The organism is Bradyrhizobium sp. IC3123 (assembly GCF_020193625.1).
GTDB classification, from domain to species: domain Bacteria; phylum Pseudomonadota; class Alphaproteobacteria; order Rhizobiales; family Xanthobacteraceae; genus Bradyrhizobium; species Bradyrhizobium yuanmingense.
This window is the reverse complement of the sequence record NZ_JADYVF010000002.1, coordinates 570,639-584,854: the sequence shown is the minus strand read 5'-3', so window position 1 is coordinate 584,854 and position 14,216 is coordinate 570,639. Positions and strand designations below refer to the sequence as shown.

The window sequence follows — 14,216 nt, the reverse complement described above, 5'->3', positions numbered from 1 at the left end:
TGATGGCCGGTGCCTTGCGAACCGGAAAGGCCGGGCAGGCACGACATCGACCTCTGCGACTAAGGGAGCATTTGTACCCCGGCCGGAGGCCTGACCTGCTCAGCTTTCCGCCTTGCCTAACCCCCGTCACCTCCGGCATATTCCGCGCCCGGAGGCGGCGCCCCGGTGGGCTGCAAGTCCTCCGGACAGCCGAAGCAACAAGGACAGCCACGCGCCGCGCGCGGGCAGGGGGAAAACTGTTTGGCCGATGAGTTCATTCTCGAAACGGAAGGCTTGACCAAGGAGTTCGCGGGCTTCTTCGCCGTCCGCGACGTTGCGCTCAAGGTTCGCCGTGGGAGCATTCATGCGTTGATCGGCCCGAACGGGGCCGGCAAGACGACCTGCTTCAATCTTCTGACCAAGTTCCTCAAGCCGTCGGCCGGGAAAATCCTGTACAAAGGGCAGGACATCACCGCGATGGCGCCGGCGGATGTGGCCCGCATGGGGCTGGTCCGTTCGTTCCAGATTTCGGCGGTGTTTCCCCATCTCACCGCGCTCGAGAACGTCCGTGTCGCGCTGCAGCGCCAGCATGGCTCTTCGTTCGATTTCTGGCGCTCGAAGTCGGTGCTCAACCGCTTCAACGACCGCGCGCGCGAGCTGTTGAACGATGTCGGCCTCAACGAGTTTGCCAACACGCCGGCGGTCGAGATGCCCTATGGGCGCAAGCGTGCACTTGAGATTGCGACCACGCTGGCGCTCGACCCGGAGATGATGCTGCTCGACGAGCCGATGGCCGGCATGGGCCACGAGGACATCGACAAGATCGCGGCGCTGATCAAGCGCATCTCCGCGAAATACACCATCCTGATGGTCGAGCATAACTTAAGCGTCGTGGCCAACCTCTCCGATATCATCACCGTGCTGACGCGCGGGCAGGTGCTCGCGCAAGGCCACTACTCCGAGCTCACCAAGGACGAGCGCGTCAAGGAAGCTTACCTGGGAGCCGGTCATGCCTGATACAGCGATCGCCGAGGCTCCGGCCAGGGCTGCGACTGGCGGGAACATCTTGCAAGTCCGCAACTTGGAAGCCTGGTACGGCGAGTCTCACATCCTGCACGGGATCAACTTCGACGTGAACGCGGGCGAGGTCGTCACCCTGCTCGGGCGCAACGGCGCCGGCAAGACGACGACGCTGAAGTCGATCATGGGCATCATCGGCAAGCGCACCGGCTCGGTGAAGTTCAACAACCAGGAGATCATCCGCGCGACCTCCGACAAGATCGCGCGCATGGGCGTCGCCTTCTGTCCGGAAGAGCGGGGCATATTCTCCAGCCTCGACGTCCGCGAGAATTTGATGCTGCCGCCGGTTGTCCGCGAAGGCGGTTTGCCGCTCGACCAGATCTTCGAGCTGTTCCCGAACCTGAAGGAGCGGCTGAACAGCCAGGGCACCAAGCTGTCGGGCGGCGAGCAGCAGATGCTGGCGATCGCGCGCATCCTACGCACCGGCGCGAGCTTTCTGATGCTGGACGAGCCGACCGAGGGTCTTGCACCCGTCATCATCCAGCAGATCGGCCATACCATTGCGCGGCTCAAGAAGGAGGGCTTCACGATCCTTCTGGTCGAGCAGAACTTCCGCTTCGCTTCCACCGTCGCCGACCGCTATTACGTAGTCGAGCACGGCAAGATCATTGACGGGTTTTCCAATTCGGAGCTTGCCGCCAACATGGACAAGCTCCACACCTATCTCGGTGTGTAGCCGAGCAGGCCGGACGATCGAGAGTAACTATCAAAGGAATATTGGGAGGTCGGATTATGAAGCACAGCATTTCGGCAATGTTGCTCGGGACGGCCCTGGCGCTCGGCGCGGCAGGCGGCGCGGTCGCGCAGGACAAGAACATCAAAATCGGCGTGCTGACCGACAATTCAGGACTTTATGCCGATCTCGGTGGCGCCGGCTCGACCGTCGCCGCACAGATGGCGATCGAGGATTCCGGGCTCGCTGCCAAGGGCTGGAAGCTCGACCTGATCTCCGCCGACCATCAGAACAAGCCCGACATCGGCTCCACGATTGCTCGGCAATGGATCGACGTCGAGAAGGTCGACATCTTCATGGATGTCCTGAACTCCGGCGTTGCGCTGGCGGTGAACAATATCGTCAAAGAGAAGAATTCCATCCTGATCAACACAGGTGCGGCGACGTCGGATCTCACCAACGCGCAATGCTCTCCGAATACGGTCCACTGGGTCTATGATACCTATATGCTGGCCAACAGTACCGGGCAGGCGCTGGTGAAGGCGGGCGGCGACACCTGGTATTTTCTCACCGCGGACTACGCCTTTGGCCATGCCCTCGAGCGCGACACCGCCGCGGTGGTGGTGAAGTCGGGCGGCAAGGTGATCGGCAACGTCAAGCATCCCCTGAATACCGCTGACTTCTCGTCCTTCCTGCTTCAGGCGCAGGCCTCCAAAGCCAAGATCATCGGCATGGCGAATGCCGGCGGCGACACCACCAACACCATCAAGCAGGCGTCCGAGTTCGGCATCGTCTCGGGCGGCCAGAAGCTTGCGGGTCTGCTGCTCTTCATCACCGACGTGCACTCGCTCGGTCTGAAGGTGGCGCAGGGCTTGAACTTCACCGAGACCTTCTATTGGGACATGAACGACGGCACGCGCGCCTTCTCCAAACGCTTCTCCGAGCGGATGAAGAACAAGGCGATGCCCTCGATGGTGCAGGCCGGGGTCTATTCGGGCCTGCTGCATTACTTCAAGGCGCTGGAGGCGATGGGCGGCAATCCGCATGACGGGGCCAAGGTGGTCGCCAAGATGAAGGAGATGCCGACCGACGATGCGTTGTTCGGCAAGGGAACGATCCGTGCGGACGGTCGCAAGCTGCATCCGGCCTATCTGTTCGAGGTCAAGAAGCCCGAGGAATCCAAGGCGCCCTGGGATTACTACAAGCTGATCGGCACGACCCCCGGCGACCTGGCCTTCCGGCCGCTGTCGGAAAGCGCCTGTCCGCTGGTGAAGAAGTAACGGTGAACGATGCGGGCCGGCGCCGCAGCGGTGCCGGCCTGTTGTTGAGGAATAGAAGGGACCGGGTGCGGGATCGATGCAGGCTCTCTACGCTCAGCTACTGGTGGGACTGATCAACGGCTCGTTCTACGCGCTGCTCAGTCTCGGGCTTGCCGTCATCTTCGGCATGCTCAACATCATCAATTTCGCCCATGGCGCGCTCTACATGATGGGCGCCTTCGTCGCCTATTTCCTGTTGAACCTCGGCGGCATCAACTATTGGTGGGCGCTGCTGCTGGCGCCGATCATCGTCGGCATCTTCGGCATGATCCTGGAACGGACCATGCTGCAATGGCTGACCGGGCTCGATCATCTCTACGGTCTGCTCCTGACCTTCGGCATCGCGCTGATCGTGCAGGGCGTGTTCCAGAACTATTTCGGCTCCTCGGGCCTGCCTTACGCCATCCCCGACCAGCTCAGGGGCGGCATGAATCTCGGCTTCATGTTCCTGCCGATCTACCGCGGCTGGGTCGTCGTGTTCTCACTGGCGGTGTGCCTTGCGACCTGGTTCCTGATCGAGAAGACGCAGCTCGGCGCCTACCTGCGCGCCGCGACCGAAAATCCGACCTTGGTGCGTGCCTTCGGCATCAACGTGCCGCGCATGATCACGCTCACTTACGGTCTCGGCGTCGGCCTTGCCGCGCTTGCCGGCGTGCTCTCGGCGCCGATCAACCAGGTGCGGCCGCTGATGGGTGCCGACCTCATCATCGTCGTGTTCGCGGTGGTGGTGATCGGCGGCATGGGCTCGATCATGGGCTCCATCATCACCGGCTTTGCGCTCGGCGTGATCGAAGGCCTGACCAAGTATTTCTACCCCGAGGCCTCCAACACCGTCGTGTTCGTGCTGATGGTGCTGGTGCTGCTGGTGAAGCCGACGGGATTGACGGGAAGGGCGGCCTGAGATGACAACCCTGACGGACGACACGCTTCCTGTGACCCCGCGCGCAATGCGCGACGAGATGATTGTATTCGCAGTGATGGCGCTGCTGCTCGCAGCGGTGCCGTTCACGGGCGTCTATCCGTTCTTCGTGATGCAGGCGCTGTGCTTTGCGCTGCTCGCCTGCGCCTTCAATCTGCTGGTCGGCTATGGCGGCTTGCTGTCGTTCGGCCACGCGATGTTCTTAGGCACGGCCGGCTATTGCAGCGCGCATGCGCTGAAGGTCTGGGCGCTGCCGCCCGAGCTCGGCATTCTCGTCGGCGTCGCCGCGGCGTTCGTGCTCTCGATCGTCACCGGCTACATCTCGATCCGACGCCAGGGCATCTATTTCTCGATGATCACGCTGGCGCTGTCGCAGCTCCTGTACTTCATCTATCTCCAGGCCCCGTTCACCCATGGTGAGGACGGCATCCAGGGCATCCCACAGGGACGCATGTTCGGCGTGCTCGATCTGTCCAAGCCGACGGTGCTGTACTATGTCGTGCTGGTCGGCTTCCTCGCCGGCTTCCTCCTGATCTTCCGCATCATCAACTCGCCGTTCGGCGAGGTGCTGAAGTCGATCCGCGAGAACGAGCAGCGCGCGATCTCGCTCGGCTACCGCACCGACCAATACAAGTTCCTGGCCTTCGTGCTGTCGGGGACGCTCGCCGGCCTTGCCGGTGCGCTGAAGGTGTTCGTGGCGCAGAACGCTTCGCTCACCGACGTGCACTGGACGATGTCGGGCGAGGTCGTGCTGATGACGCTGGTCGGCGGGCTCGGCACCGTTTTCGGTCCCGTGGTCGGCGCCTTCGTGATCATCGCCATGCAGCAATATCTGGCCGGCTTCGGCCAGTGGGTGACGGTGATCCAAGGCGCGATCTTCGTGGTCTGCGTGCTCACCTTCCGCCGCGGCGTCGTCGGCGAAATCGCGCATTACTTCCGACGTTCGCTCTAAGTAACTGATATTGCATCAGTTTCATTGATGCATGAAAGCGGTGGATGACCCGGCTCCGCGGGCGTGAGGCGACACGCGCGCGGATCGAAAATGGTCTATGACAGTTTTATGACAGCCCTCACGGGCCTGACCATTTCCAACCGGTAGCCTACCCCCATGATGCGATGGTTTCGTGCGTTCCTGCCCAGGGAAGAGCGGTTCTTCGACCTGTTCGACCGCCATGCCCAGACCGTGATCCAGGGCGCGGTCGCGCTCCAGGGCATGCTCAACGGGGGCGAGGAGACGCCGGTCTATTGCCAGCGCGTCAACCAGTTCGAGAACGACGCCGACAATATCACCCGCGAGGTGCTGACGGCGGTGCGCCGCACCTTCATCACCCCGTTCGACCGCGGCGACATCAAGAACCTGATCACGTCGCTGGACGATGCCATCGACCAGATGCAGCAGACGGCCAAGGCCGTGATGCTGTTCGAGGTGCGCAGTTTCGAGCCGCCGATGCGCGAGATCGGCGGACTCTTGATCGAATGCGCCAATCTGGTCGGCCGTGCGCTGCCGCTGATGCAGGAGATCGGCAAGAACGTCGCCATGCTGACCGCGATCACCGAGGAGCTCGGCAAGCTCGAGGGCCGTGTCGACGATCTCCACGACATCGGCCTGAAGGAGCTGTTCCTCAAGCATCGCGACGGCAATGCGATGGATTTCATCGTAGGGGTCGAGATCTACGACCATCTCGAGAAGGTGGCCGACCGCTTCGACGACGTCGCCAACGAGATCAACAGCATCGTCATCGAGCAAGTGTAGGGCAGGGCCGCCGTGGATGCTGCGTTGGCTTTTCCCGTCCTGGTCGGCCTGATCGCCGTCGCGCTGCTGTTCGATTTCCTGAACGGCCTGCACGACGCCGCCAATTCGATCGCGACCATCGTTTCGACCCGCGTGCTGCGACCGCAATTCGCGGTGTTCTGGGCCGCGTTCTTCAATTTCATCGCCTTCCTGGTGTTCGGGCTGCACGTCGCCCAGACCATCGGCACCGGCATCATCGATCCTGCGGTCGTCGACGCCCAGGTGATCTTCGCAGCCCTCGTCGGCGCCATCGTCTGGAACCTCGTGACCTGGGCGCTCGGCATTCCATCGTCGTCGTCGCACGCGCTGATCGGCGGGCTCGTCGGCGGCGGCTTGGCCAAGGCCGGTATTTCGGCCGCGGTGTGGAGCGGCCTGTCCAAGACCGTGCTGGCGATCGTGCTGTCGCCGCTGGTTGGCTTCCTGCTCGCAATGGCGCTGGTTGCGATCGTGTCCTGGGCCTCGGTGCGCTCGACGCCGTTCGCGGTCGACCGCGCCTTCCGCATCCTGCAATTCGTCTCCGCTTCGCTCTATTCGCTCGGCCATGGCGGCAACGACGCGCAGAAGACCATGGGCATCATCGCGGTGTTGCTCTATTCGCAGGGCCATCTCGGCAGCGAGTTCTCGGTGCCGTTCTGGGTGGTGCTGTCGTGCCAGGCGGCGATGGCGCTGGGCACGCTGATGGGCGGCTGGCGCATCGTCCGCACCATGGGCCTGCGCATCACGAAATTGACCCCGATGCAGGGCTTTTGCGCCGAGACCGGGGGCGCGGTGACTCTGTTCATGGCGACCTACCTCGGGGTTCCTGTCTCGACCACCCACACCATCACCGGCGCCATCGTCGGCGTCGGTGCCGCCCGCCGCGTCTCGGCCGTGCGCTGGAACGTCGCAAGCTCGATCGTCTATGCCTGGGTGATCACGATCCCGGCCTCAGGCATCGTGGCCGCGCTGACCTGGTGGGTGGTCCAGCTCGTCAAGTGACGAGCTTCAGTCCGACGATGCCGGCGACGATCAGGCCGATGCTGGCGAGGCGGAAGGCCGTCGCCGGCTCGCCGAACAGAACCATGCCGAGCGTCGCGGTGCCGACCGCGCCGATGCCGGTCCAGACCGCATAGGCGGTTCCGACGGGCAGGGATTTGAGCGCAAATCCGAGCAGGATGACGCTGCCGGCCATGGCCGCGAGCGTGACCGCGGACGGGACAAGCTTGCTAAAGCCCTCGGTGTATTTCAGGCCGATGGCCCAGGTGATCTCGAGGAGACCGGCGACGAACAGGATGCTCCAGGCCATGACGACCCTCCATTCAAGGCAGGGTCGTCCCCGCGGCTGGTGTGCTGATGGGCAGGGAGGTCGTCCTCCCAAAAGGGGGATATGGGGCTGGCCGGAAGTCTCCGCAATCACCAAATGAGGCTTGATCAGGCCCGTTTTCCCTGCCACACGCTCCCGCCATGTCCGACATCGCCGCCACCACAGCCGAATCGCCGGCCCGTTCCCCGCTTGCCGCCGAGGTGGCGAGGCGGCGGACCTTTGCGATCATCTCCCATCCCGACGCCGGCAAGACCACGCTGACCGAAAAGCTGCTGCTGTTCGGCGGCGCTATCAACCTCGCCGGCCAGGTCAAGGCCAAAGGCGAGCGGCGCAACACGCGTTCGGACTGGATGAAGATCGAGCGCGAACGCGGCATCTCGGTGGTGACCTCGGTGATGACCTTCGAGTTCGAAGGCCTCGTCTTCAACCTGCTGGACACGCCGGGCCACGAGGACTTTTCGGAGGACACCTATCGCACGCTGACGGCGGTCGATTCCGCCGTGATGGTGATCGACGCGGCCAAGGGTATCGAGGCGCGCACCCGAAAGCTGTTCGAGGTGTGCCGTCTGCGCGACATCCCGATCATCACCTTCATCAACAAGATGGACCGCGAGAGCCGCGACGTGTTCGAGCTGCTCGACGAGATCGAGAAGACGCTGGCGCTCGACACCACGCCGATGACCTGGCCGGTCGGCCGCGGCCGCGACTTCCTCGGCACCTATGACGTCGTCAATGGCGGCGTGCGCCTGCTCGAAGGCGGCGGCGCCAAGACCGGCGCGGCGCTCGAGATCGAGATCGAAGAGCTCGCCAAGCTCAACGCCAATCTCGACGTCTCCGCCGTGAAGGACGAGCTCGAGCTCGTCACCGAGGCGTCGAAGCCGTTCGAGCTGGACGCGTTCCGCGAGGGACATCTGACGCCGGTCTATTTCGGCAGCGCGCTGCGTAATTTCGGCGTCGGCGACCTCCTGGAGGGCCTCGGCAAGTTCGCGCCCGAGCCGCGCGCGCAGGACAGCGACCAGCGCAAGGTCGAGGCCACCGATCCCAGGATGAGCGCCTTCGTGTTCAAGATCCAGGCCAACATGGACCCCAACCACCGCGACCGCATCGCGTTTGCGCGCCTGTGCTCGGGCAAGCTCAGCCGCGGCATGAAGGCCAAGCTCGTGCGCACCGGCAAGAGCATGCCGCTGTCGAGCCCGCAATTCTTCTTCGCGCAGGACCGCTCGGTCGCGGACGAAGCCTTCGCCGGCGACGTCGTCGGCATTCCCAACCACGGCACGCTGCGCATCGGCGATACGCTGACCGAGGGCGAGGATTTCAACTTCGTCGGCGTGCCGAGCTTCGCGCCGGAAATCGTCCGCCGTGTCCGTCTCACCGACGCGATGAAGGCGAAGAAGCTGAAGGAAGCGCTGCAGCAGATGTCGGAAGAGGGCGTGGTGCAGGTGTTCCGCCCCCGCGACGGCGCCCCGGCGCTGGTCGGCGTGGTCGGCGCGCTGCAGCTCGACGTGCTCAAGGCCCGGCTCGAGGCGGAATATTCGCTGCCGGTCGAGTTCGAGGTCAGCGAGTTCCAGCTGGCGCGCTGGGTCTCCTCGGAGGACCGCAAGAAGCTCGACAGCTTCATCGCCGCGAACAATTCGAGCATTGCCGACGATGTCGATGGCGATCCCGTCTATCTCGCCCGGAACGAGTTCTACCTCGGCTACACCCGGGAGCGCGCCGAGGGCATCGAGTTCAGCAACGTCAAGGATGTCAAGAAGAAGGGGTAATGTTTCCCAGACCTTTTCCGTGAAGCAGGACAGCGAGGTCGACGGTCATGAGGCGGCGCGAATTCATCATGCTCGTTGCAGGCGCGGCGGCCTATCCGCTGAGCACATCCGCGCAGGGGAATGTGCGGCGGATCGGTGTGTTGGCGGGAGGCAAGTCGAGCGATCCGGAGAGCCAGGCCGGCTACCAGAAACTGAGACAGCGTCTGGGTGAACTCGGTTGGGAACAGGGGCGCAACATCCATATCGAGTATCGCTGGTGGGCCGGCGATCCGAATGTCGCCGATGCTCAAGCGGCTGAGCTCGTGGAGTTGCGGCCGGATGTGCTTCTGGCAATCGGCACTCCCTCTGTGGAAGCCCTGAGGCGACGCGCGCCGACCTTGCCGATCATCTTCACGGTCGTTGCCGATCCCGTGGGTGCCGGTTTCGTCCAAAGCCTGGGCAAGCCGGGCGGAGCCTGAAATGGCCGGCAAGTGGCTGCAATTGCTCAAGCAGGCGGCCCCGGCGATACGACGGGTTGCCGCAGTCTTCAATCCGCGCACGGCGCCCATGATCTTGATGCCGTCCGTGCAGGCGGCCATTCCGGCAGTCCAGCTCCAGCTCGTTCCGGCGCCGGCGCACAACGCCGCCGAGCTCGAACAGGCGATCTCCCGCTTTGCAGAGCAGCCAGACGGCGGGCTGCTGATCTTTCCCGACGCATTTCCACTCGTTCATCGGCAATTGATTCTGAACTTGGCGGCCGCGCATCGTCTGCCGGCGATGTATCCGTTCCCGTCCTTCGTCACGGACGGCGGGCTGATGTCTTACGGAGTCTCGATTACGCAGCTCGTCGGTCGCTCGGCGGATTATGTCGATCGCGTCTTGAGAGGAACCCGTCCCGCAGACTTGCCAGTCCAACAACCGAATGAATTCCAGTTCCTGCTCAATCTCAAGACAGCCAATGCGTTGGGGCTGAATTTACCGCCCACGCTGGTGGCGCAAGCGGATCAGATTGTCGAGTGAAGCGAACCATCGCGGCCAGCCTTGAACCTTTCATAGCCGTCGCCACCTGTTGCAAATGCCATTGCGGTCCCGGTACATGTGGCGCTGCATTCTTGTTCTTGCCTTGCTGGCAATGACCTCGATCGCCGCCGACGCGCAGCGACGCCAGATCAATCCGATTCCGTTCGCGCACGAGCCTTGCAGCGTGCTCGACGGCGAGCCCTGCACGCCATCCTATTGCAGCCCGCTCGAGCCCGGCCCCTGTATTCCCGAGATCGACTACCCTTACGGCCAGAACCTCCAGCTCACGATCGAGAGCGTGCCTGCCGAGGCCGACCGCGCCAAATACCGGAAGCCCGATCACGATCTCGACACGATCGGCGACCTCTTCGCCGCGCTGCGCAGCTGCTGGTCGCCGCCATCGGACCATGCGCGCGCGGGCATGCAGATGTCGGTGCGTTTCAGCTTCAACAAGGCCGGCGGCCTGATCGGCCCGCCGCGCCTCACATACGCGACTGCGGGCGTGCCGGCGGACACCCGGACGACCTATCTGAATGCCATCAATGCATCGCTGAAGGCCTGTCTGCCGCTGAAATTGACCAGCGGGCTCGGCGGGGCGTTGGCCGGGCGGCCCATCGCGATCCGTTATGTCGACAATCGGGAGCTCGGCAAATAGCGCGCGAGTTGCGAGCATCGGCCGATCGATGATACCTCAGTGGCGGGGGCTGCTTTGCGGGGAGGATGTCGTGCGTCTGCTGGTCATGATCCTGGGGCTGGTGCTGTTTTTTGCATCCCATATTTTCACAACCAGACGGAAGGCCCGCGCGCAGGCGATCGCGAGGCTGGGCGAGGGGACTTACAAGCTCCTCTATTCGGCGGTCTCACTCGCGGGGCTGGCGCTGATCATCTGGGGCTATGCCCACTACCGCAGCTCCGGCTGGATCGACGTCTGGTATCCGCCGAAGGCGATGAAGCACATCGCGTTGGCCTTGATGCTGCCTGCAGTCATCCTCGTGGTGGCGTCCTACATGCGTGGCCGCATCTATGCGACGTTGAAGCATCCGATGCTGGCCGGCATCAAGCTGTGGGCGGCGGCGCATCTGCTCGCCAATGGCGATCTCGGCTCCATCGTCCTGTTCGGCTCGTTCCTCGCCTGGGCGGTCTATGACCGCATCTCGCTGAAAGCTCGCACCGACGCCGGTGCCCCGCCGATTCCGGTCGGCGGCCCCACCAACGATCTGATCGCGGTCGCGGTCGGCGTGGTCGCCTATCTGGCCCTGGCCTTCGCCTTCCATCCGGTGGTGATCGGTGTGCCCGTGATCGGGGTCTAGCCGATCAGCGCAAGACGGGGCTCGCCTGACCATGCGGGGAAGATAACGAGAGCAACAAGCCGAGGGCATCCCAATGGACTGGTCGCAATCTCAGATCCCGCCGATGCGGCGCGAGGCGCGTTTTGGCGAGCGGGTGGTGCCGGCATTTTGCGATCGGCCATCGAGCCTCTGGGCGATGATCGCGGAGGCGCGCGGCCGCAATGCCGATGGCGAAGCCTTGATCTGCGGCAATGTCCGGCTGAGCTGGCGGCAGGCAGCGGAGCAGGCGGCGCGGATCGCTGCGGGATTGCGTAAGCTCGGATTGCAGCGCGGCGATCGCCTCGCCATCCTGCTCGGCAACCGCATAGAGTTTCCGCTGCTGCTGTTTGCCGCGGCACATGAGGGGCTGGCGACCGTGCTGCTCAGCACGCGCCAGCAGAAGCCGGAGATCGCCTATGTGCTCGCCGATTGCGGCGCGAAGATCCTGATCCACGAGGCCTCGCTCGGCGAGCGACTGCCCGACGCAAAGGACGTGCCCGGTGTGATCCATCGCATTGCCATCGATGACGATGCCGCGCGGTCGAGCTTCTCTTCGCTCGCCGAAAACGCTCCGGCATCGGCACCGATCGAGGTGAGCGAAGAGGACACCGCGATGATCCTTTACACCTCCGGCACCACGGGCAAGCCGAAGGGCGCGATGCTGGCCCATTGCAACATCGTCCATTCCTCGATGGTGTTCGTATCCTGCCTGCAATTGACGGAAGCCGATCGCTCGATCGCAGCGGTGCCGCTCGGCCATGTCACCGGCGTCGTCGCCAACATTACGACCATGATCCGCTGCGGCGGGACGCTGATCATCATGCCCGAGTTCAAGGCCGCCGATTACCTCAAGCTCGCCTCGCGCGAGCGCGTCACCTACACGGTGATGGTGCCGGCGATGTACAATCTCTGCCTGCTCCAGCCCGATTTCGACGGCTATGATCTCTCGAGCTGGCGCATCGGCGGTTTCGGCGGCGCGCCGATGCCGGTCGCCACCATCGAGAAGCTCAAGGCGAAGATTCCTGGCCTGAAGCTGATGAACTGCTACGGCGCGACCGAGACGACCTCGCCCTCGACCATCATGCCGGGCGAGCTGACCGAGCGCCATATCGACAGCGTCGGTCTGCCGTGTCCCGGCGCGCGCATCGCTGTGATGGGCCCGGACGGGCGCGAGCTGCCTCCCGGCGAGATCGGCGAGCTCTGGATCCAGAGCGCCTCCGTGATCAAGGGCTACTGGAATAACCCGAAGGCCACCGCCGAAAGCTTCACGGGCGGATTCTGGCATTCCGGCGATCTCGGCTCGGTCGATGCGGAAGGCTTCGTTCGCGTGTTCGACCGGCAGAAGGACATGATCAATCGCGGCGGCCTGAAGATCTATTCGGCCGAGGTCGAATCCGTGCTGGCCGGCCATCCCGCCGTGGTCGAGAGCGCGATCATTGCCAGGCCTTGCCCGGTGCTGGGCGAGCGCGTCCATGCCGTGGTGGTGACGCGACAGCCGGTGACCGATACGGACCTGCGCGCCTGGTGCGCCGAGCGCCTGTCCGACTACAAGGTTCCCGAAACCATGGCGATCACGGCAGACCCGCTGCCACGCAACGCCAACGGCAAGGTGCTGAAGCGACAGCTGCGGGAGCTGCTGGGAGCTTGAGCCGGGCAGGGGCATCCGGGATGTCCCGGGTGGTTAACGCCTTGATCGGGCTCGCTTTGCCTTGCCACCGCCATATCGTTAGGCTACCTCGCCGCCACACGGGGACGGGATTCCTGACGCGAACGCCTTGGCGCGCGCACCCGGACGGGCATGGGATTGGCATAAGTGTCTGAATTATTTGACGAAGTCAACGAGGAAGTACGTCGCGAACAGTTCAAGAAGCTGTGGGACAAGTATTCGATCTACTTCATCGCGCTGATGGTGCTGATCGTCGCCGGCGCCGGTGGCTGGCAGGGGTATAGGTACCTGGAGGCCCAGAAGGCCGCCGCGGCCGGCGCCGCTTTCGAGAAGGCCGCCGAGCTGTCCGAGCAGGGCAAGCACGAGGACGCCGAGAAGGCCTTCACCGAGCTCGCCGCCAAGGCGCCGTCCGGCTATCGCACCCTGGCGCGGCTACGTGCTGCGGCGGAGGCCGCGAGCCGCGATCCCAAGGCGGCCGCGAAGATGTATGACGACATCGCCGCCGACCGCAGCATTGGCGGCGAGTGGCAGGATCTGGCCAAGATCCGCGCCGCGGGGCTCCTGCTCGACAGCGCCGGCTATGCCGACATCCAGCAGCGGCTGGAAGCTTCCGCCGCGCCGAAATCGACCTTCCGCCACACCGCCCGCGAGATGCTGGCGCTGTCGGCCTGGCGTAACAACGACATGACTGCAGCCCGCAAATGGCTCGAGGCGATTGACGGAGACGGCGAAACGCCGCCCGGCCTGCGCTCTCGCGCCGAGGCGCTCCAGGCTTTGTTGCCACCCGTCGCCAAAAGCTGACGACGGTTCTCTGACGTAACGAGACAGCAAGATGCGCCGCACGCCACGCTTGATCGCAGCCGCCGTCCTGATCGCCTTCACCGGCGCCCTGGGCGGCTGCTCCAGCTTCGATCCGAGCGATCTGCTCGACTTCCTCGACACCAAGAAGAAGCTGCCGGGCGACCGCAAGCCGGTTTTCCCCGAGGGGGTGCCGGGGCTCGAGCAGGGCGTGCCAAGGGATCTCTACAAAGGCGCACAGCAGCAGCAGCCCGACCCGAACGCACCTGCCGTCGCGGCCCTGCCTGCGGAGCCGGAGCCGGCCAAGCCGGCAAAGGGGGCCAAGGCAAAGAATACCAAGCAGTCCGCCGCGCCGGCCGAAGCACCCGTCGGCGAGGTCGACGGCGAGGCCCAGCCGGAGGCAGCACCAGCGACGTCCGCTCCGCCGCCCAAGCACAAGATCGTCCGCAGGCGCACCACCGCGCCGCCGCCAGATCAGCCGGCCCAGCAGGCGCAGCCGACCCAGCAGGCGCAGCCGACCAAGCTCCCGCAGCAGCAATCGCAGAGCGCCTTCCCGGCACCGCTGCCGAGCGGCAGCTTCTCGCGCTAGAGCATGAT

Annotated in this window: 16 protein-coding genes; 15 read left to right on the top strand and 1 reads right to left on the bottom strand. The window is 64.3% G+C overall.

Going from position 1 to position 14,216, the window contains the following annotated elements; genetic code table 11:
• Window positions 1–240: 240 nt before the first annotated feature.
• From I6F20_RS08295 to I6F20_RS08265, 7 genes are all read left to right on the top strand, one after another.
• On the top strand, window positions 241–996 hold the full coding sequence (locus tag I6F20_RS08295) for an ABC transporter ATP-binding protein (protein ID WP_018317619.1): 756 nt from the start codon (window positions 241–243) through the stop codon (window positions 994–996).
• A complete protein-coding gene (locus I6F20_RS08290; RefSeq protein ID WP_036022650.1) occupies window positions 989–1,735 on the top strand; it encodes an ABC transporter ATP-binding protein in 747 nt (248 codons plus the stop codon). The genes I6F20_RS08295 and I6F20_RS08290 overlap by 8 nt, the downstream gene beginning before the upstream one ends.
• Window positions 1,736–1,791: 56 nt before the next feature.
• Window positions 1,792–3,012 carry an ABC transporter substrate-binding protein gene (locus tag I6F20_RS08285; RefSeq protein ID WP_225125722.1) on the top strand — a complete coding sequence of 407 codons (1,221 nt, stop codon included), beginning with the start codon at window positions 1,792–1,794 and terminating at the stop codon, window positions 3,010–3,012.
• A 76-nt stretch (window positions 3,013–3,088) separates the two neighbouring features.
• The gene (locus I6F20_RS08280) at window positions 3,089–3,952 is read left to right on the top strand and encodes a branched-chain amino acid ABC transporter permease (protein ID WP_036000843.1); all 864 of its coding nucleotides are present in this window, start codon (window positions 3,089–3,091) and stop codon (window positions 3,950–3,952) included.
• A gap of 1 nt (window position 3,953) precedes the next feature.
• Entirely contained in the window at window positions 3,954–4,922 is a 969-nt protein-coding gene (locus I6F20_RS08275) for a branched-chain amino acid ABC transporter permease (RefSeq protein ID WP_036022655.1), read from the top strand.
• Between the two features lie 156 nt (window positions 4,923–5,078).
• Window positions 5,079–5,723, top strand: a complete 645-nt coding sequence (locus tag I6F20_RS08270; protein ID WP_036000836.1) for a DUF47 domain-containing protein — start codon at window positions 5,079–5,081, stop codon at window positions 5,721–5,723.
• Between the two features lie 12 nt (window positions 5,724–5,735).
• A complete protein-coding gene (locus I6F20_RS08265; protein ID WP_036022657.1) occupies window positions 5,736–6,740 on the top strand; it encodes an inorganic phosphate transporter in 1,005 nt (334 codons plus the stop codon).
• Here the strand turns inward: I6F20_RS08265 and sugE are convergent.
• Window positions 6,733–7,047 carry a quaternary ammonium compound efflux SMR transporter SugE gene (gene sugE, locus I6F20_RS08260; protein WP_036000830.1) on the bottom strand — a complete coding sequence of 105 codons (315 nt, stop codon included), beginning with the start codon at window positions 7,045–7,047 and terminating at the stop codon, window positions 6,733–6,735. The two genes, I6F20_RS08265 and sugE, sit on opposite strands and share 8 nt — an antisense overlap.
• Window positions 7,048–7,205: 158 nt before the next feature.
• Between sugE and I6F20_RS08255 the strand changes: the two genes are divergently transcribed.
• The 8 genes from I6F20_RS08255 to I6F20_RS08225 all read left to right on the top strand — a co-directional run bounded on the left by I6F20_RS08255 (window position 7,206) and on the right by I6F20_RS08225 (window position 14,208).
• The gene (locus tag I6F20_RS08255; RefSeq protein ID WP_036022662.1) at window positions 7,206–8,828 is read left to right on the top strand and encodes a peptide chain release factor 3; all 1,623 of its coding nucleotides are present in this window, start codon (window positions 7,206–7,208) and stop codon (window positions 8,826–8,828) included.
• A 47-nt stretch (window positions 8,829–8,875) separates the two neighbouring features.
• Complete coding sequence (locus I6F20_RS37935) at window positions 8,876–9,286, top strand: ABC transporter substrate binding protein (protein WP_275945377.1); 411 nt, start codon at window positions 8,876–8,878, stop codon at window positions 9,284–9,286.
• 1 nt (window position 9,287) lies between these two features.
• Window positions 9,288–9,827, top strand: coding sequence for an ABC transporter substrate-binding protein (locus I6F20_RS37930; protein WP_275945376.1), 540 nt, complete (start codon window positions 9,288–9,290; stop codon window positions 9,825–9,827).
• Between the two features lie 76 nt (window positions 9,828–9,903).
• Window positions 9,904–10,482, top strand: a complete 579-nt coding sequence (locus I6F20_RS08245) for a UCP034077 family protein (RefSeq protein WP_225125721.1) — start codon at window positions 9,904–9,906, stop codon at window positions 10,480–10,482.
• Window positions 10,483–10,552: 70 nt separating this feature from the next.
• Window positions 10,553–11,137: an NnrU family protein gene (locus I6F20_RS08240; RefSeq protein ID WP_225125720.1), complete on the top strand. Its 585-nt coding sequence runs from the start codon at window positions 10,553–10,555 to the stop codon at window positions 11,135–11,137.
• A 73-nt stretch (window positions 11,138–11,210) separates the two neighbouring features.
• Window positions 11,211–12,803, top strand: coding sequence for a class I adenylate-forming enzyme family protein (locus tag I6F20_RS08235; RefSeq protein WP_225125718.1), 1,593 nt, complete (start codon window positions 11,211–11,213; stop codon window positions 12,801–12,803).
• A gap of 165 nt (window positions 12,804–12,968) precedes the next feature.
• Complete coding sequence (locus tag I6F20_RS08230) at window positions 12,969–13,622, top strand: tetratricopeptide repeat protein (RefSeq protein WP_036022675.1); 654 nt, start codon at window positions 12,969–12,971, stop codon at window positions 13,620–13,622.
• Window positions 13,623–13,653: 31 nt separating this feature from the next.
• On the top strand, window positions 13,654–14,208 hold the full coding sequence (locus tag I6F20_RS08225) for a hypothetical protein (protein WP_225125716.1): 555 nt from the start codon (window positions 13,654–13,656) through the stop codon (window positions 14,206–14,208).
• The last annotated feature ends 8 nt before the right edge of the window (window positions 14,209–14,216 follow it).

What these genes read in the sequence shown, in the direction of transcription:
- I6F20_RS08225 (WP_225125716.1), top strand. Translation starts at nt 13,654, where the DNA reads ATGCGCCGCACGCCACGCTTGATCGCAGCCGCCGTCCTGATCGCCTTC.
- I6F20_RS08255 (WP_036022662.1), top strand. Translation starts at nt 7,206, where the DNA reads ATGTCCGACATCGCCGCCACCACAGCCGAATCGCCGGCCCGTTCCCCG.
- I6F20_RS08280 (WP_036000843.1), top strand. Translation starts at nt 3,089, where the DNA reads ATGCAGGCTCTCTACGCTCAGCTACTGGTGGGACTGATCAACGGCTCG.
- I6F20_RS08285 (WP_225125722.1), top strand. Translation starts at nt 1,792, where the DNA reads ATGAAGCACAGCATTTCGGCAATGTTGCTCGGGACGGCCCTGGCGCTC.
- I6F20_RS08235 (WP_225125718.1), top strand. Translation starts at nt 11,211, where the DNA reads ATGGACTGGTCGCAATCTCAGATCCCGCCGATGCGGCGCGAGGCGCGT.
- I6F20_RS37935 (WP_275945377.1), top strand. Translation starts at nt 8,876, where the DNA reads ATGAGGCGGCGCGAATTCATCATGCTCGTTGCAGGCGCGGCGGCCTAT.
- I6F20_RS08270 (WP_036000836.1), top strand. Translation starts at nt 5,079, where the DNA reads ATGATGCGATGGTTTCGTGCGTTCCTGCCCAGGGAAGAGCGGTTCTTC.
- I6F20_RS08275 (WP_036022655.1), top strand. Translation starts at nt 3,954, where the DNA reads ATGACAACCCTGACGGACGACACGCTTCCTGTGACCCCGCGCGCAATG.
- I6F20_RS08290 (WP_036022650.1), top strand. Translation starts at nt 989, where the DNA reads ATGCCTGATACAGCGATCGCCGAGGCTCCGGCCAGGGCTGCGACTGGC.
- I6F20_RS37930 (WP_275945376.1), top strand. Translation starts at nt 9,288, where the DNA reads ATGGCCGGCAAGTGGCTGCAATTGCTCAAGCAGGCGGCCCCGGCGATA.
- I6F20_RS08245 (WP_225125721.1), top strand. Translation starts at nt 9,904, where the DNA reads ATGTGGCGCTGCATTCTTGTTCTTGCCTTGCTGGCAATGACCTCGATC.
- sugE (WP_036000830.1), bottom strand. Translation starts at nt 7,047, where the DNA reads ATGGCCTGGAGCATCCTGTTCGTCGCCGGTCTCCTCGAGATCACCTGG.